The 21,283-nt window shown below is 72.3% G+C and carries 14 protein-coding genes and 1 pseudogene; 12 read left to right on the plus strand and 3 right to left on the minus strand.

What is annotated here, in order from left to right; translation table 11 throughout:
- Positions 1-3: 3 nt before the first annotated feature.
- Complete coding sequence (locus ACFXOZ_RS01940; RefSeq protein ID WP_380586586.1) at positions 4-2,715, minus strand: NB-ARC domain-containing protein; 2,712 nt, start codon at positions 2,713-2,715, stop codon at positions 4-6.
- A 2,108-nt stretch (positions 2,716-4,823) separates the two neighbouring features.
- Here ACFXOZ_RS01940 and ACFXOZ_RS01945 point away from each other — a divergent pair.
- Positions 4,824-5,057: pseudogene (locus ACFXOZ_RS01945) on the plus strand (transposase); the annotation flags it as partial.
- Positions 5,058-5,118: 61 nt separating this feature from the next.
- Here the strand turns inward: ACFXOZ_RS01945 and ACFXOZ_RS01950 are convergent.
- A complete protein-coding gene (locus tag ACFXOZ_RS01950) occupies positions 5,119-5,838 on the minus strand; it encodes a hypothetical protein (RefSeq protein ID WP_380586589.1) in 720 nt (239 codons plus the stop codon).
- Positions 5,838-6,095 (minus strand): helix-turn-helix transcriptional regulator, encoded by a 258-nt coding sequence (locus ACFXOZ_RS01955; protein WP_380586592.1) that lies wholly within the window; start codon positions 6,093-6,095, stop codon positions 5,838-5,840. Before ACFXOZ_RS01955 ends, ACFXOZ_RS01950 begins: the two co-directional genes overlap by 1 nt.
- A gap of 319 nt (positions 6,096-6,414) precedes the next feature.
- On the opposite strand from ACFXOZ_RS01955, the gene ACFXOZ_RS01960 reads away from it, so the two are divergent.
- The 11 genes from ACFXOZ_RS01960 to ACFXOZ_RS02010 all read left to right on the plus strand — a co-directional run bounded on the left by ACFXOZ_RS01960 (position 6,415) and on the right by ACFXOZ_RS02010 (position 21,271).
- Complete coding sequence (locus ACFXOZ_RS01960; RefSeq protein WP_380586595.1) at positions 6,415-7,236, plus strand: phytanoyl-CoA dioxygenase family protein; 822 nt, start codon at positions 6,415-6,417, stop codon at positions 7,234-7,236.
- Positions 7,233-10,610 (plus strand): amino acid adenylation domain-containing protein, encoded by a 3,378-nt coding sequence (locus tag ACFXOZ_RS01965; RefSeq protein WP_380586598.1) that lies wholly within the window; start codon positions 7,233-7,235, stop codon positions 10,608-10,610. The genes ACFXOZ_RS01960 and ACFXOZ_RS01965 overlap by 4 nt, the downstream gene beginning before the upstream one ends.
- 31 nt (positions 10,611-10,641) lie before the next feature.
- Entirely contained in the window at positions 10,642-10,863 is a 222-nt protein-coding gene (locus ACFXOZ_RS01970) for an MbtH family protein (RefSeq protein WP_380586601.1), read from the plus strand.
- Positions 10,856-11,869, plus strand: a complete 1,014-nt coding sequence (gene gntD / locus ACFXOZ_RS01975; protein ID WP_380586604.1) for a guanitoxin biosynthesis L-enduracididine beta-hydroxylase GntD — start codon at positions 10,856-10,858, stop codon at positions 11,867-11,869. Before ACFXOZ_RS01970 ends, gntD begins: the two co-directional genes overlap by 8 nt.
- Before the next feature lie 97 nt (positions 11,870-11,966).
- Positions 11,967-16,598 carry an amino acid adenylation domain-containing protein gene (locus tag ACFXOZ_RS01980; RefSeq protein WP_380586607.1) on the plus strand — a complete coding sequence of 1,544 codons (4,632 nt, stop codon included), beginning with the start codon at positions 11,967-11,969 and terminating at the stop codon, positions 16,596-16,598.
- 2 nt (positions 16,599-16,600) lie between these two features.
- Positions 16,601-17,410, plus strand: coding sequence for a class I SAM-dependent methyltransferase (locus ACFXOZ_RS01985; protein WP_380586610.1), 810 nt, complete (start codon positions 16,601-16,603; stop codon positions 17,408-17,410).
- A 26-nt stretch (positions 17,411-17,436) separates the two neighbouring features.
- Complete coding sequence (locus ACFXOZ_RS01990) at positions 17,437-18,075, plus strand: phosphopantetheine-binding protein (protein ID WP_380586612.1); 639 nt, start codon at positions 17,437-17,439, stop codon at positions 18,073-18,075.
- The gene (locus ACFXOZ_RS01995; protein WP_380586615.1) at positions 18,068-18,967 is read left to right on the plus strand and encodes a hypothetical protein; all 900 of its coding nucleotides are present in this window, start codon (positions 18,068-18,070) and stop codon (positions 18,965-18,967) included. Before ACFXOZ_RS01990 ends, ACFXOZ_RS01995 begins: the two co-directional genes overlap by 8 nt.
- On the plus strand, positions 18,964-19,239 hold the full coding sequence (locus tag ACFXOZ_RS02000) for an acyl carrier protein (protein ID WP_380586618.1): 276 nt from the start codon (positions 18,964-18,966) through the stop codon (positions 19,237-19,239). Before ACFXOZ_RS01995 ends, ACFXOZ_RS02000 begins: the two co-directional genes overlap by 4 nt.
- The gene (locus tag ACFXOZ_RS02005; RefSeq protein WP_380586621.1) at positions 19,236-20,447 is read left to right on the plus strand and encodes an acyl-CoA dehydrogenase family protein; all 1,212 of its coding nucleotides are present in this window, start codon (positions 19,236-19,238) and stop codon (positions 20,445-20,447) included. Before ACFXOZ_RS02000 ends, ACFXOZ_RS02005 begins: the two co-directional genes overlap by 4 nt.
- Positions 20,444-21,271, plus strand: a complete 828-nt coding sequence (locus tag ACFXOZ_RS02010) for an aminoacyl--tRNA ligase-related protein (protein ID WP_380586624.1) — start codon at positions 20,444-20,446, stop codon at positions 21,269-21,271. The genes ACFXOZ_RS02005 and ACFXOZ_RS02010 overlap by 4 nt, the downstream gene beginning before the upstream one ends.
- The last annotated feature ends 12 nt before the right edge of the window (positions 21,272-21,283 follow it).

Consider the following 21,283-nt stretch of genomic DNA (forward strand, 5'->3'; position numbering starts at 1 on the left):
GGGTCACGAGAGTTGCCGCTGACGCTCCACCGCGGCGTCGAGGTCTTCCTCGCCGAGCCTCGCCAGGAGCGCACGGGCGTCTTCGACGGCCAGTTCCGCGTCCTGGTCGCGGCCCAGTGCGCTGAGCGAGTCGGCCAGCCAGACCAGCGTCCGGGCCTCCCGGCTCGGGTACGCCATCGAGCTGTAGAGCATGAGCGCGTGGCGGTAGGCGGCGGCGGCCGCGTCGTGCTCGCCGATCGCAGCCCGGATCCGGCCCATGGTGAACGAGCCGTGTGCTTGACCATTGAGATCTGCAGTGCCGTTCAGCAGGGCCAATGACCGGCGGCAGTACTCGAGGGCCGAGAAACGGTCGCCGGCCCGGTGGTGGACGTTGGCGAGCCCGTCGAGCGCGGCTCCCTGTCCGAGCCGGTCGTCCAGAGCTTCGAAGCCTGCCAGAGCGGCTCCGAGTTCCACCATCGCCTGGTCGGTGTCGCCGTCCTCGTGCATCAGGACACCCAGGCTGTAGCGGCCCAGTGTGGTGCCCGTCAGGTCGCCGTGGTCCTGGCTGGTGCGGACCGCCCCGCGCAGTTCCGCCATGGCCCGCACACGATCGCCGAGTCCACGGTGGGTTCCGGCGAGCAAGCGCCGAATCATGGCCACGTCTCCCGGGCTTGCGATCCGTTCGGCTGCGGGGAGGGCGTCGGTGAGGTGGCCGAGGGCGTCCAGGTACCGGTTGGACCGCCACTGGTAGGTCAGCACCGTGAGTGCCAGGAGCCAGGTGTACCGGTCGAGTCGGAGCTTCCCGGCGAGGCGGAGCGCAGCGGTCAGGGTGGCGTACTCGGCGTCGAACCAGGCCGTCGCCGCCGCGTGGTCGGGGGGCGAGACTGTTCCGAACTCGCCGTCCGCGGTGATCGGCAGCCGCCGGTCCGGGTCGAGCACCCGATCACAGGACCATGCGTTCTGCAGGAGGAACTCCAGTACCCGCGAGAGGCTCTCATCGCGATCTCCAGGATCTTGCTGCTCGGCCAGCTGCGCAGCGTAGATGCGCACCAGGTCGTGCATCGCATAGCGCTCGAAGGTCGGTTCGGTCACCAGGCTCATATCGATCAGGTCATCCAGCGAACCGTCGACTGCGACACGGCCGTGCCCCAGTGCCTGAACCGCACGCCAGCTGATCGTCGGGCCGGGATGCACGGAGAGCTGCCACAGCAGCTTGGCGGCAGGGGCAGGCAAGAGTCGGTACGAGTTCTCCAGCAGGGAGCCGACGTTCAACTCATCGGTACGCAGGTTGAGGGGGCGCAGCCCAGAACTCTCCTCCAACAGTCTGCGGACGACCCCAGGCAGGTCCCGGGGCCGACGGCGGGTGATCTGGGCAGACACGATGCGCAGTGCGATCGGCAATCCGGAGCAGTAGTCGAGCAAGGAACCTGCGATTGGTCTGGCAAGGCCCATCCGTTCCTCTCCCAGAGATGCTTCCAGCAACTCGGCTGCCTCGGGGCGGTCCAGTGGCGTGAGATCGATCAGCTTCACACCTTCCTTGACGACCAGCCCCTCCAACCGTCGACGGCTGGTGACGATTGCGGCGCTTCGGCCCGGCCCGGGCAGCAGCGGTCGGACCTGCGCCTCGTTTCTGGCGTTGTCCAGGAGGACCAGTACTCGGCGGCCCGACAGCGCGGAACGGTAAGCCGATACCAGCCCGTCGAGGTTAACGGTGGCCGGGGTCGTCCGCAGGTCGTTCAGGAACCGGGCGAGGACGGAAGCGACTTCCTCGGGCTCGATGACGGAAAATCCCCTGAGGTCGATGTACAGGATCCCGTCCGGGAAGTGTGGTGCGAGCTGCTGGGCCGCGGCCACCGCGAGAAAGGTCTTCCCGACGCCCGCCAGGCCCGCCACGGCAGCGATCCGCCCCGTCGTGGGCTCCCTGCCCAGCACGACGTCGGTGAGGAGACTCAGCTCTGATCGGCGGCCGATCAGCCGTTCCTGCTGGGCTGGCAGCTGGTTCGGCCGCTCCGGGAGCGCCGGATCCGGGGAGGTGACGCGGGGGGTGATGACGTCCTTGCTCGTCCTTGCCAGCAGCAGGTGGGCGATCGGCTGGTTGAACCGGCGCTTCCAGGCAGCGAGCAGCGGGTCGATCTCGTGGTAGCGGCCCAGCGCACCCAACGACTGGACTTTGAGGCCGAGCAGGGTCTCGCTGTCGGGCCAGTGCACAAGCCCGCTGTCGGCCCGCTCGAGCGCGATGTGGGGCTCGGCGCACTCCAAGTCGGTGCGCACGCACTCCGCGAACGCGTCGTGCAGCTCGCGGAGGATCCGGGTTCGCTGCTGGGCGAAGGCTTCACCCGGCAGGCTTTCCAGCGGGGTGGCTCCGCGCCATTCGGCCAGCGAGGCCACCAACGCGCTGCGCCGGTGCTGTGGACTCCCCGTGTGGAGCGCGCTGGCGTATTGGCTCCGGAAGCGGACCAGGTCGACGCTGGCGGGGTCGACCTGGATATGGGAGAAGCCGCCGCTGTTTCCTACCTGCAGCCCTACGGCGCGGCGCAATCTGAGGGAGTACTGCCGGATGTTCGAGGGTTTCACGTCCTCGTCCGACCATAGGAATCGAAAAACCTTGCGATGGGACACTGGCTCGCCGGGGGTCAGCAGCAGAAGGGCCAGGAGCTCACGGGTCTTTCCTGACGGAATGATGACCGATTGTTCGTTCTCTAGCGCGACCAGCTGTCCGAGCAGGCGGAACTTCATGTCAATCCCCAATGTCGAAGCGTGAATTGGCTCTGGCATCCTCGCCTGAGACAGCATCGCACGAGGCTCCGAGAGGCCTTTAACGTTCGGTTAACGCCTCAGAGTTGATGGTCTGCCGCGGTATCTGCCACGCTGCTGCGTCATCGGCCCGAGCTCGATGGTGGCCGCCCGGTGCGCCATCGAGCCGCGGTCATCCTGGCCGGTGACCGGAATCCATCCGGTGAAGCGGCTCGGGCTCATCGGTATCCAACGAACTACTCAAGAGACGACTATGACTACGACTCAGCGCAAGAGCCGGCAGCGCAGCACGCGCCCGGCGACCACTCGTCGGCCCAAGGCGACGATCCCGCCCCGCCGGAAGCGCCAGCCCCGCCCGAAGCCGGTACCGGCGCCGCAGCAGGGTGCTGCTACGACGCACCCGGGCCGGCTGCGGCCGGTCCGTCCGACGGCCCAGCGGATCTACGAGGTTGAGCTCTTCGACGATCTCGAGTAGGGGCGCTTCTGCAGAAGCTGAGGGCGGACACGCCGACGAGGGGGTTGGGGAGTTCAACCGAGTCGTCGGCGTGTCCGACAAGCCCGATGGCAGAACGAGTAAAGACTCCGACTTCCTCCCTCGCGGCGAGCTGTTTCCGCAGGAGGCTCGCCGCCGTGATGCGGCTGTCCTCGTACACCTTGCGCAGCTCACCGTTCAGCACCGCTTTTTGACTTCGTGCGACAGACGGACCCGTCACTCCGGGCTCCTCTTGCCTGTAACCGCTGACTGCCGCCGACGCGGCAGGTGACCTCGACCGCATGGCTCATGTGGAACAGGCATGGCGGGACCGTCTCCGACTCTTCCCTCCTGGAGGCCCCAGCAGCGGCGGCCGAACTGCGGCTCATCCTGGCTGACTTCGAGCGGGCCCGGAGCGCAAGTGCCGCTCGCGATCGGGACCATCTGGAGGTCCACCACAATACCTTCCACGGACCGGTCCAGCTGAAGGGTGTCCAGAACAACCACGGCTGAGACACCGGAATTGACAACGAGCGCATCTCCTTCGATGTGCACGGCAACCGCATCGACGGACCGACACAGGTCTCGGGGACGCAGAACAACTACTTCTCCGCCGCTCCGGCGGGCCCAATGCCACCCGGCATGAGGAGGTGGATGACCTTGGGTTGGAGGAGGCCCTGAGACACCGGGGCGACTGCGGGATCGCTGAGTACCTGGGCGCAGGGCCGGCGCTGCTGGACGAGATGAACCGGGCCTGCCGGGCTGGCGGAAGTCTGCGAGGATACGCCTATGTCAGGGCCGCAGTTGACCTGCACCGTGCGGGTCTGCTGGAGATTCCCTTCATTGCCATCGAGGAGCTGCATCTCACTTACGTGGAGGGAACCCCGGGCGCACGGCCGGAACCGGCCGCAGATGCGTTCACCTGGGCGACCCGGGTCCACTACGGGGCGACGGGAATGATCAACCCGGTGGGAATCGACTCCGTCGCAAACCCTTCGACTACCTCGTGGAGCACTTCTCCCGGGGCGAGCAGCCTGTCCACCGGGACACCTGGGACATCGTCCGTAGGTACATCCGGCACGACTTCCATCTGTACCTCGTGGGAGTGCTCGCGGCAGCGTTCGGAGAAGACGACGTCGCCGAGTCCATATGGCGCCCACTAGCCGACTCCGGGAACGCGGATGCACTGTTTCGCGTCGCCCTCCTGCGGTCCCAGCAAGGGGGTCAGGCGAAGTCTGAGGGCCTGCTGCACCGCGCTGCGGATCTTGGGTACGAGGACGTCCCGTACGCGCTGGGCCTGTTGCTGCGCGACCGAGGACAGCTGCAGGAGTGCGAGATCCAGTGGCAGCGTGCCGCTGTCGACGGCAACGCAGAGGCCTCCTACTGCAGCGCAAGGCGGGCGCAACCGAGACCATGGCCATGTACAGCGTCGATGACGAGGGCTTCGGCATAGTGCTCTCCAGCCCGAACGGCGTCACCGCCAAGCGGAGCTGCCGGCGCCGGCCCTGACCAGCGACCATCGGCGAGCGGGCTCCGGACGCCGGGGCCCGCTCGCACACCGCTATGGCGGTGGTAGTCGGAGTGGACAAGCGGGTGGCGTCGACCACCCTGATTCGTCCGGCTGAACAAGGAGATCCGCCGCCGCACCGACGTGGTCGGTATCTTCCCCGACCGTACGGCCGTCATCCGGCTCGTGGGCGCGTTGCTCGCCGAGCAGAGTGCCGAGTGGGCTGAACGGCGCCGCTACATGGGACCCGAGATCCTCGGCCGCTGCTGCGTTCACCTCATCGAGGGAGAAACCGGCTTCGACAGGACCCCAACATCCCTCACCGCATGGCGTGTTAGCGAATGACCGAGTGGCCGTCGATACGCCACTCCAGCGGACGTGACCGAACACGTCCGCTCTTGATCTCCTATTGAGCAGGTCCTCCGTGATGCCCTGGCGGCCGGCCAGGAGTAGCTCCTGGTGGGGCGTCGTGGATAAGGGTCGGGGAGCTGGCCGCCGGCGGGGGTGGGGCGAGGGTGGGGTCGAGGGCGGCCCGTAGCAGTCGCAGGTAGCTGTCGCGGGGTATCTCGACGCCACCCAACTTGCGGGTGAAGGAGTGGAGTTGCTGGACGTCGACGAGTAGACAGCCGCGGCGGTCCATCAGTTCCGCCATGGCTGCGACGGCGGCGTGTCCGGCGTCGGGGGCGGAGTGGAAAGTGGTCTCCATGGAGAGCCAGCGGCCGATGCCCATGCCGACGACGCCGCCGACGAGTCGGTTGTCCAGCCAGGCCTCGGCGGAGTGGGCGGCGCCTACGTGGTGCAGCTCCCGGTAGAGCGTGGACATCGAGGAGTCGATCCAGGTGCCCTCGCCGGGTTTGCGACCCACCGCGCAGGAGGCGAGCACCTCGTCGAAGGCGGTGTTCCAGCGCAGTTCGAAGCCGCCGGCCTCGACCTTCCGGCGGGCCCGGCGCAGGTAGCGGGTCCAGGTGCTGCCCCGGACGTCGATGATGCAGCGGGCCTCGGGGTTCTCCCACGCGAGGGGTGCCTGTGGCTTGCGGGTGTCGCCGCCGGCGTACCAGCCGTTGGCGTAGTAGGCCAGCGCCTCGGCGGCGCTGACGGTGGGGTTGCCCGTCGGCTGCCCGACCATCACGCGACCGCCTTGTCGATCCAGTCGTTGCCCGCCTGCCCTTTGCCCGCTTGGCCGTTGACCCGCAGGCTCAGCCGGACCAGGTCGGCGTGGGTGCCGGCGGGTGCCTTGGCCCGAATTCGGCGGAGGTAGGTGTTGACCGTGTGGACACTTATTCCGAGGCGGCGGGCGACCTGCTCGTAGGTGCAGCCGCCGGCTATTTGATGCAGAACCTCGCGCTCGCGTGGTGAGAAATCATTCACGTAATCCAGGTCCATGACCGCCCCCGTCTGAACTATCGACCATTGCGCGGCGACCGGCGTTCACCACAAGGGGCCCCACCCGCCGCCGAGTCGTCAGGCTACCACCGGGTTTTGTCGAGTCACAGGCTTGAGGGGCAGGTCGGAGAGCATCCTGCGAACATCGCTACACCCTGTCAACTGCGGCCCGCGGGCCCTCGTAAAACACAAGCTGGTGAGCATGTCAAGTCACCAGTTGCAGTGACTCGCCCGGGACCCGGGGGTGGGTGAAGGTGGCGGTCGAATGCCTTGGACATCGGCCTGGCCGCAGCCCCATCGGAGAGGACTGATTGACGACATGCTGACCGAAGAACAAATCCGGCTATTCGGCGAGGACGGGTTCATCCTGATTCCTGACGTCTTCGACTCTGCAGAGCTGGAGGCGCTTCGCGGCGGCCTTTCCGAGGTATTCGCAGAACTCGGCCCGCACCGCGTGCTGGAGGCCGGCACCGGTGTGGTGCGCGGGGTGCACGGCGTGCACGCGACCCACCCGCTGTTCGGCGCGCTGGCCCGGCTGCCCCGGCTGGTGGAGCCGGCCCGGCAGTTGCTCGACGACGAGGTCTACGTCCACCAGTTCAAGATCAACGCCAAGCTGGCACTGGTCGGCGAGGTCTGGGAGTGGCACCAGGACTTCCGCTTCTGGCGCGACGAGGACGGCATGCCCGCGCCGCACGCGCTGAGCGCGGCCGTCTTCATGGACCGGGTCGACGAGTTCAACGGCCCGCTCATGGTGGTTCCCGGCTCGCACCGGGAGGGCGTGTACGAGACCACCGTGCAGGAGGACGCGGACTGGAGCCGGACGCTCTCCGCGAAGATGAAGTACTCCCTGACCGCCGAGACCCTCGCCCGGGCCACCCGCGAGCGCGGCATCGTCGCGCCCAAGGGGGAGTCGGGCAGCGTTCTGCTGTTCCACAGCAACATCCTGCACGGATCGGTGCCCAACATGTCGCCGAACAACCGCACCCTGGTGCTGATCAGCTACAACGGCGTCCGCAACCGGCTGGGCGAGGTGCCCGCACCCCGGCCGGAGTTCCTCGCCTCCCGCGACTTCACTCCGCTCGGCACGGTCGCCGACGACGCCCTGCTCGCCCTCCCGCACGCCGCTGCGGGGCGGGCGTGACCGGCTCCCGCGAGCGGCGGATCGAGGAACTACTGGCCCGGCGCGGCCTGCGCGCCCCTGCCCCGACCGGCCCCGGAGGTCCGGACGCGCGCGTCGAGGGGCCGCTCTCCCCGGGTCAGCGGCGGCTCTGGCTTCTCGATCGGCTGCACCCGGGCAGCGCCGAGTACAACGTGCCGATGGCCTGGCGGATCGAGGGCTACCTCGACGAGGCCGCGTTGCTGGAGAGCCTGCGCGCGCTGTGCCTGCGGCACGCCGCGCTGCGTACCCGGATCACGGTGGACGCCCAGGGCGAGCCCGGACAGACCGTGCTCGCCGAGGCGCCCGTCGTCGAGATCGTGGACCACGGCACGCTCCCCGGGGGAGCACGCGAGGCCGCGGTCGAAGCGGCCGTCAGGGCAGAGGCGGACGAACCCTTCGACCTCGCCGGAGCGCAGCCGCCGGTGCGGCTGCGCCTGCACCGACACGGCGACCCGCACGGTGCCCGGCGGTGGACGCTCACCCTGACCGTCCACCACATCCTGTTCGACGATTGGTCCTCCGGCGTCCTCCAGCACGACCTGGCCGCGCTGTACCGCCGGGCCACCGGCGGTGGCGGGGAACTCGGGCCGACGAAGGCGCACTACCTCGACTGGGCCGCCCGGCAGCACGAGCCGACCGAGGGCCGTGCCGAGCAGCTCGCCCACTGGCGCGAACGGCTGGAGGGCGCGCCGACCACCGTGAACCTCCCCGCCCGCCCGGGGCAGGAGTCCGGGCCCGGCCCGGCCCGCCAGCTCGCCGTGCCGGTCGACCCGGCGGACCTGGCCCGGTTGGAGGAGCTCGGCCGCGCCGAGGGCTGCACCTCGGTCACCGTCCTGCTGGCCGCCTGGGCGGCCCTGCTGCACCGGGTCGGCGGGCAGGACGACCTGGTGATCGGCACGCCGTACGCCCAGCGCGGCCCGGCCTGGACGCACGAGCTGATCGGCTTCTTCCTCAACACCCTCGCGCTGCGCGCGGACCTGACCGGGACGCCGACCTTCCGGACCCTGCTCGGCCGGATGCGAACGGTCGTCGCCGAGGCGTACGACCGGGCCGAGGTGCCCTTCGACGAGGTGGTGGAAGCACTGCGACCCGACCGCTCCGGCGGTCGGCACCCGCTGTTCCAGGTGTGGTTCGCCGCCGACGAGGTCGGCGCCGCCGGGCTGGATCTGCCCGGGACGGTCTGCACCCCCCTGGAGGCCGAGGGCGGCCGGGCCAAGTTCGATCTGGCCCTGTTCGCCGCCCGGCGGGCCGCCGACACCGAGCTCGTCCTGGAGTACGACGGCGCACTGTTCGACGACGCGACGGTGGAGCAGCTCGGCCGGCAGCTGGCCCGGCTGGTCCGCTCGCTCGCCGACGCCCCGGACCGCCCGCTGACCGACCACGAGCTGCTGGACCCCGCCGAGCGCGAGCTGGTCCTGCGGACCTGGAACGACACCGCCGCCGATCTGGGCGCCGAGCCGCTGGCCCACCACTGGTTCGAGCGGCAGGCCGCCCGGACGCCGGACGCGATCGCGGTCGAGGCCGGTGACGAGCGGGTCTCCTACGCCGAGCTCGACCGGCGGGCCGAGGCGGTGACCCGAGCGCTGGCGGAGGCCGGCGTGGGCGCGGGCGCGTTCGTCGGCATCGCGGTGCCCCGCTCGGTCGCGATGCTGGCCGCCGTCCTGGGTACCCTCAGGACCGGTGCGGCGTACGTGCCGCTGGACCTGAGTCACCCGTCGGAGCGGATCGCGCTGCTGCTGGAGGACACCGCTCCGTCGGTCGTCCTGGTCGCCGCGGGGACGCCCGACCGGCTGCCCGCGACCGGCGCCCTGCTGATCGACGTCGGCGCGCTACCCGCCGCACCCGGAGCCGGCGGTCCGGCCCGGCCGGCCGTCCCCGCTGACCCGGAGTCGGTCGCGTACGTGACGTACACCTCCGGTTCCACCGGACGCCCGAAGGGCATCCTGATGCCGCACCGGGCGGTCAGCAACCTGGTCGCCTGGCAGCTGGACCGCTACCGGCACCGGCAGCCCGGTCACCGGACCCTGCAGTTCGCCTCGCTCAGCTTCGACGTCTCGTTCCAGGAGATCTTCTCCACCCTCGGCGCGGGCGGCACCCTGGTGCTGATCACCGAGGACGAGCGGCGCGACGTGCACGGCCTGGTCGACCTGCTGAACCGGCACCGCGTCCAGCGGCTGTTCATCCCGGCCGTGGCGCTCCAGCAGGTGGCCGAGGGCTACCGCCGGGGCGGTCGGCTGCCGCACACGCTGGAGACGGTGATCGCGGGTTCCGAGCAGCTGGTGGTCACCGAGGACCTGCGTCAGCTGTTCACCGACCTGCCGAACGGCCGGCTGCACAATGAGTACGGTCCGTCCGAGACCCACGTCACCACCGCCCACCACCTGCCGGCCGACCCCGCGGAGTGGACCGGCTGGGCGCCGATCGGGCGCCCGATCGCCAACTCCCGGGTGTACGTGCTCGACGCTGCGCGCCGGCCGGTACCGGTGGGAGCGCGCGGCGAGGTGTACATCGGTGGCACGGGGCTTGCCCACGGCTACCTGGGACGGCCGGAGCTGACCGCCCTCGCCTTCGTGCCGGACCCGTACTCCGACCGGCCCGGTGCCCGGCTCTACCGGACCGGCGACATCGCCCGCCATCTGCCGGACGGCGAGTTGGAGTTCCTCGGCCGCGCGGACGGCCAGGTCAAGATCCGCGGCTTCCGGGTCGAGCTGGGCGAGGTCCAGGCCGGCCTGGACGCGCACCCGGCGGTGCGCTCGGCCTTCGTCAAGGTGGAGGGGCAGGGCTCGGCGGAGCGCCGCCTGGTCGCCTACGTCGTCCCGCAGGACGGCCCGGCGCCCGGACCGGCCGAGCTGCGGGAGTTCCTGCGCCGCAGGCTGCCGGACTACATGGTCCCGGCCGCGTTCGTTGCGCTCGAGCGTTTCCCGCTCACCGTCAACGGCAAGGTCGACCAACGGCGCTTGCCCGCGCCAGAGTTCACGATTGGCAGCGGGCCGGAAGCCGAGCCGAGGGACGCGCTGGAGCGGGAGCTCGCCGCCGAGCTCGCCGACCTGCTCGGCGCCGAACGGGTCGGCCGCGACGACGACTTCTTCCAGCTCGGCGGCCACTCCCTGCTCGCCACCAAGCTGCTGTGGGCCGTTCAGGCCCGCCACCGCGTCGAGTTTCCGCTCGCCGACTTCTACGGGCGGCCCACCGTGGCCGGGCTGGCCGAACTGGTGCGCAACGTCGCTCCGGCCCCCCACCCGGACCCTGCCGCCGACGCCTCGGACGGGGACGCGGCCGGTGCCGCCACGGCCGAGCAGCGCGCACGCCAACACCTCGACGACCTCTTCGACGACCTGCTGGGCCCGGCGCAGTAGCCGCGCCGCCCACGGAAGGAAGAACCACCCCATGAGCTCAGCACCCGCCGCGACCGGCTCGCACACCGTCGTGGTCAACGAGCAGCAGCAGTACTCGCTCTGGCCTGCCGACCGGCAGCCTCCGCTCGGATGGGCGGTGCTCGGCCGGCCGGCGAGCGAGGAGGAGTGCCTGGCGTACATTGCCGAGCACTGGACCGACCTGCGCCCGCTCGCCGCCCGCCGTGCCCAGACCGTCGGAGGGCTCGATGGCTGAATCCCTCAGCGCCGGACCCCTCAGCGCCGGACCCCTCAGCCCCGGCCTCACCCTGGCCCTGGAGCCGGAGGAGCGCCGGCAGCTGGCCGAGCTGGCCGCCGCGCACGCCGGTGCCGCGATCGGGCCGCAGGCGCACGCCTTCTTCCGCGAGGCGCCCGTCCTGGCCCAGCAGCTGCCGCACCGGCTGCGCGCTGCGCTGACCGGCATGCGCCAGCGCGAGGACACCGCCTTCGCCCTGGTCACCGGCCTGCCGGTGGACGACGAGGCGCTCGGCGACACCCCGGACACCTGGCGCGACCCGGCGGCGGTCCGCCGCACCGACCGGTACGAGAGCCAACTCGCCCTGGTGGGGTCGGTGTTCGGAGAGCTGTTCGGCTGGAACACCCAGCAGGGCGGCGCCATGATCCACGACGTGCTGCCGATGCGCGAGTTCGAGAACACCCAGATCAACTTCGCCAGCCAGGAACCGATCTGGTGGCACACCGAGGACGCGTTCCACAGCCACCGCCCCGACTACGTCGGGCTGCTGTGCCTGCGCAACCCGCAGCGGGCGGCCACCACGGTCAGCTGCGCCGCCGACTGGGACCTGTCGGACCCGAAGTACGACCTGCTCTTCGAGGAGCGGTTCCGGCACCGCCCGGACGAGTCGCACGCTGACGCCGCCGAACCGGTCAAGCCCCGCGCGCTGCTCACCGGCGACCGGGCCCACCCCTTCGTCTGCGTGGACCCGTACTTCCTGGAGCAGCCCGCCGACCCGGTGGTGGCGGCGGTCCTGCGTGACTTCTACGCGGTGGTCGAGGCGGCGCTGCAGCAAGTGGTGCTGGTGCCCGGCGACATCCTGGTCGTGGACAACCACCGTGCCGTGCACGGGCGCAAGCCCTTCCGGGCGAACTACGACGGCCGCGACCGCTGGCTCAAGCGGATGTCGGTGAGTCGGGACCTGCGCCGCAGCTGGCCCGCCCGGGCCGCGGGCGCACGACAGATTCTGGACGGCAATGAGCACTGATACGGCCGCCGCTGGCACGGCGCCCACTGGAACGGCGAGCACGGGGACGACGGTGAACGGGGAGACGACGGTGGCGGTGCCCACAGACTGGACATCGGTGATCGAGGCATTCGCGGCGCAACGGGCCGAACGGCCGCACGCCCCCGCGGTGACCGGCAGCTACGGCGACTGGTCGTACGAGCAACTCGGCCTGCTGGCCGACCGGGTGGCCACCGCCGTGCCCGCCGGCCGGGAAGCCAGGGTCGGCTACCTGGGCGCCCGTGACCAGCGCTTCCTGGCCGTGGTGCTGGGAGTGCTGGGCAGCGGCGCGGCCTACGTGCCGCTGGACCCGGCCTGGCCCGCCGCGCGGATCGCCGAGGTGGCCGAGGAGTCCGGCCTGGCCCGGGTGTTCGTCGACGGGGCGCACGCGGCCGTGGCGGCCGCGGCCGGCCTTGCCGACGTCGTCCACGTCGACGAGGTGCTCGCCGTCGCCGAGCCGCCCGCGCCCGCCGTGCGCCGGGACGGTTCCGCGGCCGATCTCGCCTACGTGGTCTTCACCTCCGGATCGACCGGTCGGCCCAAGGGCGTGCTGACCGAGCACGCCGCGCTGCTCAACAACTGCGCGGGCATCGCCGCACGCTGGGGGCTGACCGAGGACGACCGGGTGCTCCAGTTCACCACGCTCGGCGTGGACATCACCCTGGAGGAGGCGTTCTCGGCCTGGGTGGCCGGGGCAGCGCTGGTCCTGATGGACCCGGCCGTCGGCGCTGACCTCGCCGCCTTCACCGCCTTCCTGGCCGAACACCGGGTCAGCGCGCTCGACCTGCCCACCTCCTTCTGGTCGACCTGGCTCGCCGCCGTCGAGGCCGGGGACGTCCCGCCGCCGCCCGCCACCGTGCGGGTCGTCGCGGTCGGCAGCGAGGAGGTCGGCTCCGACGAGATCGCCCGCTGGCACGCGGTGGCCGGCCCGTACGGCGCGGTCTACAACATGTACGGCTCCACCGAGCAGGCGATCACCTCGATCGTGGCCGGCCCGATCGCCCCGGGCGATCCGATCGGCACTGGTGTCATCGGCACCCCGCTGCCCGGCGTCCGAGCGTACGTCCTGGACGGCGACCGGCGGCCGGTCCCGCCGGGGGCGCCCGGCGAGCTGTACGTCGGAGGCCTGGCCGTCGCCCGCGGCTACACCGGCCAGCCCGCCCGCACCGCCGCCCGGTTCCGGCCCGACCCGTTCGCGGAGGAGCCCGGCGCCCGGATGTACGCCACCGGCGACCGCGCCGTGGCCCTCACCGACGGCAGCTTCCGCTTCGCCGGCCGCATCGACGACCGGTTGAAGGTCCGCGGCTTCACCGTGCAGCCGCGCGAGGTCGAGCTGGTCCTACTGGGCGTGCCCGGCGTGGCCAAGGCCGTGGTCGCGGCCGAGCCGGGCCCGGACGGCCGGGACCGCGTGGTCGCCGAGGTGTTCGCGACCGTCCCCGGCGGCGAGGTCGAGCGGCTGGTCGCCGCCCTCACCGCCGCGACCGCCGAGCGGCTGCCCGCCCCGGCGCAGCCACAGCGCTACACCGTTCACACCGACGACGCGGACGAGCCGCGCACCCTGCGCCCGGCCGCCGCCCGCGCCGCGGCCGGGTCCGCGCCGGAGGACCTCGGCCACCCGGCCGCCGTCGCGGCCGTCACTGCGCTGTGGCAAGAGCTGCTCGGCGCGCAGGAGATCGGCCCGCACGACAGCTTCCTGGACCTCGGCGGCAACTCGCTGATGGTCACCCAGCTGGTCACCCGGCTGCGCAGCCGGCTCGGGGTGGAGCTGGGCTTCGCCGAGTTCTTCGCCGCGCCGACCGTGGCCGCGGTGGTGGCCGCCGTGGTCGCCGCCGACGCCCCGGTGACCGGGCAGACCGGCCCGGTCGTGCTCACCCCGCGCGAACTGCCGCGCACCGGCGCCGAGCAGGGACCGGCCTGGTCCGGTCAGGAGCGGATGTGGTTCCTGAACCGCCTCGCCCCCGAGTCAGCCGCCTACAACCTGCCGCTGGTCTTCGAGGTGTCCGGCCCGCTCGACCTCGGCGCCCTGGAGCGGGCGCTGCACACCGTGCTGGAGCGGCACGAGCCGCTGCGCACCGCGATCCGGTTCGAGGACGGCCGCCTGGTGCAGTCCGTCCGCCCGGTCGCCGTCCGGATCGAGACCGCCGTCACCGCCGCCACCTCGGCGGAGGAACTGCGGGCCGCCGACGGGCTGTTGGCCGCCTTCGTGGCCCGCCCGTTCGATCTGGCCGCCGGCGCGCTGCTGCGCGCGGCGCTGCTGGACTGCGCGGACGGGAACCGGCTGTTGGCCTTCGCGGTGCACCACTCCGCGTTCGACGAGTGGTCCTCGGGGCTGTTCGTCGCCGAGCTGGGCGCCGCCTACGCGGCCACCGCCCGCGGGGCCGAGCCGGCCCTGCCGCCGCTCGGCGCCCGCTACCTCGATCTCAGTGCCTGGCAGGCCGGCTCCGAGTTCCGGGCACACGCCGAGGGCCTGCACGGCTTCTGGCGCGAGTACCTGGACGGGCTGCCGCAGAGCCTGCCGCTGCCGGCCGACCGGGAGGCGCCGCGCGAGCCCAGCGGTGCCGGCGGGGCCCGGGCCTTCACCGTCGGCCCGCGGCAGACCGCGGCCCTCACCGCGCTCGCCCAGCGCGAGGGCGTCACCCGTTACCACGCCCTGCTCACCCTGTATGCGGTGTTCCTGGCCAGGCACGCCGACCAGTACGACCTGGCGATCGGCGTGCCCACCGCCAACCGCGGCTCGGAGGAGTTGGAGCGGCTGATCGGACTGTTCGTCAACACCCTGCCGGTGCGGGCCGACCTGACCGACAACCCGCGCTTCGCCGAGGCCGTCCAGCGGCTCAGCCACAGCACGCTGGCCGCGCAGGGGGCCGCCGACCTGCCGCTGGACGAGATCGCGCGGGCCACCGGCCGGCCCGGCACGCCCGGCGAGAACCCGATCTTCCGCACCATGTTCCTGATGGACGAGGAGCGGGTCGACCTCGACCTGGTGGGCACCCGGGTCACCACGCTGGAACTGCCGGCCCGGACCTCGACGCTCGACCTGACGCTGATCCTCGGCGAGTACGACGGACGGATGGAGGGCCGGCTCTGGTACTCCGCCGACCTGTTCGACGAGGAGAGCGCGGACCGGCTGGTCGAGACCTTCCTCGCCCTGGTCGACCGGGTCGTCGCCGACCCCGACCTCAAGGTCAAGGACATCCCCTTCGTTCCGGCCGGGGCCCGGGCGCTGACCGTCGGCGAGCCCGCCGCCGGGCCCCGCGCGCCGCTCGCCCTGCAGATCGCCGAGACCGCCCGCCGGTACCCCGAGCGGACCGCCGTGGTCGCCGACGGCGCGAGCCTGACCTACCAGGATCTGCTGGCGCTGGTCGACGACATCCGCGGTCGGCTGCTCGCGGCCGGACCGGTGCCGGAGTTCGTCCCGCTGGTGCTGCCCGGTGGGTCGGCGATGCTGGCCGCCATGGTCGCGGTCAACAGCCTCGGCGCGGCCTTCGTCCCGGTCGACCCGGACTGGCCCGCCCAGCGCATCACGGACATCCTCGCCGAGCTGGGCAACCCGCTCGCGGTGGTCGCCGCGGACGAGGCGGCGCAGTCCGCGGTCCGGGCCGTCCGGACAGTGCGGGCGCCCTCGGCGCCGGTCGGCGAGCACGCCCCGACCCCGTGGCAGCTCGCCCCGGAGCACGGCGACCGGCCGATGTACGCGATCTACACCTCGGGTTCCACCGGACGCCCCAAGGGCGCGGTGGTCCACCACCTCGGCGTCGCCAACCGGATCGCCTGGATGAACCGCGAGTTCGGCGCCGAGGCGGCCGACACCGTGCTGCAGACCACCCCGCCGGTGTACGACAGCTGCGTGTGGGAGTACCTGTGGCCGCTCACCCTCGGCGGACGTGCGGTGCTGTCCGGGCCGACCCTCCAGGCCTCGCCGGAGCGGCTGCTGGAGGTCATCGCCGCTCACCGGGTGCGCACCATCGACCTGGTCCCGGCCATGCTGGACGGCCTGGTGCGGCACGCGGTCGGCCGCCCCGAGGCGGTCGAGGCGCTGGGTTCGCTGCGGGTCGCCATCGTCGGCGGCGAGGAACTCGGCCGGGGCGTGGCCCGTCGCTTCGAGGAACTCGGCCTGCCCGCCCGGCTGTACAACCTGTACGGCCCGACCGAGGCCAGCATCGGCTCGATGTTCCACCGGGTCACCGGCGGTGACCGGGGCCGGGTGCTGATCGGCCGGCCGATCGACGGCACCGGCGCGGTCGTCCTGGACGAACGCCGCCAACTCGTCCCGGTCAACGTGGTCGGCGAGCTGTACTTGGCCGGCGACTGCGTCGGCCTCGGCTACCTCGACAACGCCGGCGAGACCCGGCGCCGGTTCGTGGAGAACCGCTTCGCCGGCGACCTTCCCGGCACCAGGCTCTACCGCACCGGTGACCTGGCCCGGGTGCGGCCCGACGGCGAGGTGGAGTTCCGGGGCCGCGCCGATGAGCAGATCAAGATCCGCGGTGTCCGGGTCGAACCCGCCGAGGTCGTCGCCGCCCTGGAGGCCCACCCCGGGGTCGCCCAGGTTGCCGTCCTCGCGGCGCCCGTCGCCGGCGCCGGCGACCGGACCAGGGAGCGGGTCGCCGCCCTGCTCGCTGCCGCGCCGGCCGAACTGGCCGCCGCCGCCTGGCAACGCGTCACCCGCGCCGGCATCGCCCCGACCACCACCACAGATCCGGAGCACTGACCATGCTGCGTCGCTACAAGGACTTCTCCATCGAAGTGGGGCTGCACCGCGGCTCGTTCATCGCCGCCCCGCGTGCCGAGCAGCAGCGCTGGGTCGTGCACCGGGCCGTGGACGAGCTGGCCGAGCAGTTGCGCCACCTCGACGTGATCGCCCCGGAGTTCGTGGACGGCACCACCCGCGGCGAGATCAACGCCGAATGGCACGACAGCGAGGCCGACTACCACGACGGCTCGCTGATCATCGAGGGCCAGCAGGTGATGCAGGACTGGGAGGCCGCGCTGATGCGCCGGATGGCCGAACGGGTCGGCGCCGGCCACGGCGACATCCTGGAGATCGGCTTCGGCCTCGGCCTCTCCGCGACCTTCATCGAGGAGCAGGGCGTCCGCTCGCACACCATCGTCGAGTTCAACGACCAGGTGCTGGAGGTGGCCAAGGCCTGGCGCGCTCGGCGCCCGGACTCCGACATCGAGCTGATCCAGGGCAACTGGCAGTCCGTCATGCCCACCCTGGGCGACTTCGACGGGATCTTCTGGGACGCCTTCCCCACCAGTGAGGACGAGTTCGACCAGTACGTCCTGCGGGACAGCACGGTGGCCGAGGCGTTCTTCTCCGAGGCTGCCGCCCACCTGAGGCCCGGCGGGGTGTTCACCTACTACACCAACGAGCGTGACTCGCTCAGCCGGCGCCACCAGCGCAGTCTGCTGCGGTATTTCAGCTCGTTCTCGGTGGAGGTCGTGGACGGGCTCGTCCCGCCCGCGGACTGCCAGTACTGGTGGACGGACCGCATGACGGTCGTCACGGCCACCCGCTGAACCCGGTGAGAGAGGAAGACACCCCCATGCTGCCCAGCCTTGATGACCTGACCGAGGACCAGCTGGCCGAGCTGGAACGGCTGCTGTCCCCGACCGGGACGTCCGACCGGGAGACGGCGCCGCACGAGTTGGTCGCCTACTACGTCCCGGCCGACGGCGCCCCGGCGCCGCTCGCCGCCGAACTGCGCGCCCACGTCGCCACGCTGCTGCCGGCCTCCCATGTGCCGGTCCGGTTCACGGCGGTGGCCGAACTGCCCCGGCTCGCCAACGGCAAGATCGACCGCCGCGCGCTGCCGGCCGCGGCCCCCGCCCCGACCGGGTCCGACGAGTCGGCCGGCACCGGAACCGCGCCCGCCGACGACGTCGAGTGCTGGCTGGCGGGTGTCTGGGCCGACGTGCTGGAGCGGCCGGTCGGCACCGTCGAGGCGGACTTCTTCGCCCTGGGCGGCAGTTCGCTGCGCGCGGTGCGGGTGCTCTCCCGGATCGAGGCGGTCATCGGCGTCGAACTGCGCCTGGCCCGGTTGTTCGAGGACGCGACGCTCGCCGGCCTGGCCGCGCTGGTGCGCGACCAGGCCGACCGGGTGCCCGACTTCGCCGCGATCGTCGCGGTCGCCGCCGAGGTGTACGGCCAGGACGCGGACGAACCGGCGGCCGCCCGTGCCTGACCTCGCACCGCGCTTCACCGGCCTCGCGCTGTACGGCAGTTGCTACCAGCAGTGCGTCGCCAACCTGCTCGACTGGCAGGGCGTGCCCGCCGCCGAGGAGGCCGTCGGCATGAGCTGGGGCTTCTCTCGGCCCGGCGGTGCGGCCTTGGACGGCAGCGGCCGCTGGCTCGCGGCGGCCGGCGCCGGGTACGGCCTCGACGTGGCCGACCTGCGGTTCGCCGACCCGGAGCAGGCGGGCGCGTACGAGCGGGAGAGCCTGGCGGCCGGCGTGCCGGTGGCCGCCGCCGTGGACGCCTTCCACCTGCCCTCCCCGTTCGAGGGCAAGCAGCACATCACCCACTGCGTGATCGCGGTCGCTGCGGACGCCGATGGGGTGGTCGTCGTCGACCCGATGAACAACCCCGAGCCGGTCCGGTACCGCCCGGTCGACTGGGCGCGGCTGCGCTCCGGGCCGAGCGCCCAGGACTCCCGGCTTCTGCTGGTCCGATCGGGGCCCACCCGGCGCCCCGGGCCGGTCGCCCTCGCCCGGCAACTCGGCGAACAGCTGCGCGCGCACGACGAGCAGGACGCCGCCGCGCTCGCCGACCACCTGGCGGCTGATGCCACCGGAGCCCCGGACGTCAGCGGGGTCGCCGCCGAGCGGATGTACCTCGCCCGGTTCCTGGCCGCGCTGGCCCGCCCGCTGCCCGAACTGCGGCCGGTCGCCGAGGGCCTGGCCGCCCTGGAACGCCGCTGGTACCTGGCCCACACCATCGCGCTGGAGTCCGGCGGCGTCCCGCCGCAGCGCCAGCTGCGGCTGGTCCGCGACCTCGGCGAGCGCGACCAGGAGCAGCGGCGGGCCGCGGCCGAGCTGCTCTCGGCGATCCACCGGAACCACGAGGAGGACCAATGACCACCACCCGAGAGCGCTGCGAGCGCGCCGTCCGGGACGCGCTGGCCCGCAACGCCGAGGTGGAGCCCTCCGCCGACCTGCTGGCGGTCACCGACGACCTGTACGACCACGGCCTGACCTCGCTCGCCTCCGCCCGGGTGATGCTGGCCGTGGAGGGCGCGTTGGCGATCGAGTTCCCGGAGCGGATGCTCACTCGGGCCCTGTTCGCGAGCATCGACCGGCTCACCGACGCCTGCGTCGAGGTGCTGGAGACCGAGGGAGCCGCACGGTGACGACCGACCTGGATACCGTGCCGGCACCCGCCCGGCCGGCCGGAGCCGCGACGCTGACCGAGGAGGCGGCGCTCGCCGCGATCGCAGTCCGCGCCGAACTGCTCGAACGCGAGGCAGTCCGCGCCGACCGCACCGCCACCGTCCCGGCTGCGAGCATCGCCGCCCTGCGCGAGGCGGGCCTGTGGTCCGCGGCGGTGCCCGTCGAGTACGGAGGCCCCGGCCTGGGCGTCGAGCAGCTCACCCGGATCGGCTCCCGGCTCGGCGGGCACTGCGCCGCTTCCGCGATGATCTGGGCAATGCACCAGCTCCAGGTCGCCTGCCTGGCCCGCTCGGCCGCCGCCTCCCCGGCGCTCGCCGGGTACCTGACCGAGGCGGCCCGCGAGCAGCACCTGATCGCCTCGGTCACCTCCGAGGCGGGCATCGGCGGCAACCTGCGCACCAGCCGGGCGGCGCTCGTCCCGGACGGCGGGTTGCTGCGCCTGGAGAAGCGGGCCACCACCGTCTCGTACGGGTCGGTCGCGGACGCCTTCCTGATCACCGTCCGCCGGGACGAGCAGGCCGCGGCCACCGACCAGGTCCTGGTGCTGGCCCGGCGCGACCAGCTGGAGCTGGAGCAGACCGGCGGGTGGAACACCCTCGGCATGCGCGGCACCGTCAGCCCGCCGTTCCTGGTGCGGGCCGCCGTCCCGGCCGACCAGGTGCTCGCCGAGCCCTTCGGCACCACCGCCACCCGCTGCATGGTGCCGCTCTCGCACGTGCTGTGGGCCGGCGTCTGGACAGGCGTGGCGGGCGACGCGGTGCGCCGCGCGGCGCGCTTCACCCGCGCCCGGGCGCGGGCCGCGCTCGGCAACGGCGGGACCTTCGCCGATGAGCGCCTCGGCGAGGTGCACGCCCGACTGGCCCTGCTGCAGGGCGCGGTCCGCAGCTTCGCCGCGGACTACGCCCGCTGGGACGGCGACGCGGACGGTGAACACACCGTCACCACCCGGGCCAACGCCCTGAAGACCTCGGTCTCCGTCGAGGCCGCCCGGATCGCCGAGGCGGCCCTGGAGATCTGCGGCATGGCCGGTTACACCGAAGACGGCCCCTACTCCGTCGCCCGGCACATCCGTGACCTCCATTCGGCCCGGCTGATGGTCTCCAACCGGCAGATCGACCTGGCCACCTCCGACCTGCTGCTCCTCGGCGAAAGGGCGTTTCAGCTGTGAAGGACACCGGAATCCCCGGAGCGCCCGCGCTCGGGCCCGCGTTCGAGCGGACCGTCGCCGAGCTCCAGGACGCGCTCACCGCCACGGCCGGGACCGGCCACGGTCCGGTCTGGTACCCGCCGCTGATGAGCGCCGCACGGATCGAGCGGGCCGAGTACGCGGAGTCCTTCCCGCACCTGCTCGGCACCGTGCACGCCTACGCGTCCGACCGGTCCGACCAGCGCGGCGGACCGGCCGACGAGCGCCCGGCCACCGATGTCGTGCTCGCCCCGGCGGTCTGCTACAACCTTTACGCCGAACTGGCGGGCCAGCAGCTGGACGACCAGGTCGTCCTCGACGCGGCCGGCTACTGCTACCGGCACGAGGCGACCAGCGAGACCGGTCGCTTCCGCAGCTTCCGGATGCGCGAGTTCGTCACCGTCGGCTCGGCCGAGCAGGCCGCCGACTGGCGGGACTCCTGGATACCGCGCTGCGAGACGTTCCTCGGCGGGCTGGGCCTGGACGTCCGGGTGGTCTCCGCGACCGACCCGTTCTTCGGTCCGGGCGGGCGGCTGATGCGTTCCACCCAGCTCGAACAGGGGCTCAAGTACGAGTTCGTGGCCAAGCTCACCGACACCGACCCGGGGACGGCGATCGCCTCGGCCAACCGGCACCGGGACCACCTGGGCCGCCGGTTCGACATCCGCCACGGAGAGGACGCCGCGCACAGCTCCTGCGTGGCCTTCGGCCTGGAGCGGATCGCCCTCGCCCTGGTCCACGCGCATGGCGAGGACCGGCGCAACTGGCCCCGGATCACTGCGCCGGACGCCCTGACCGCAGTCTGACGACGTCTCGAG

Origin of the sequence: Kitasatospora sp. NPDC059160, from assembly GCF_042755465.1 — a bacterium.
In the GTDB taxonomy this organism is placed as follows: domain Bacteria; phylum Actinomycetota; class Actinomycetes; order Streptomycetales; family Streptomycetaceae; genus Kitasatospora.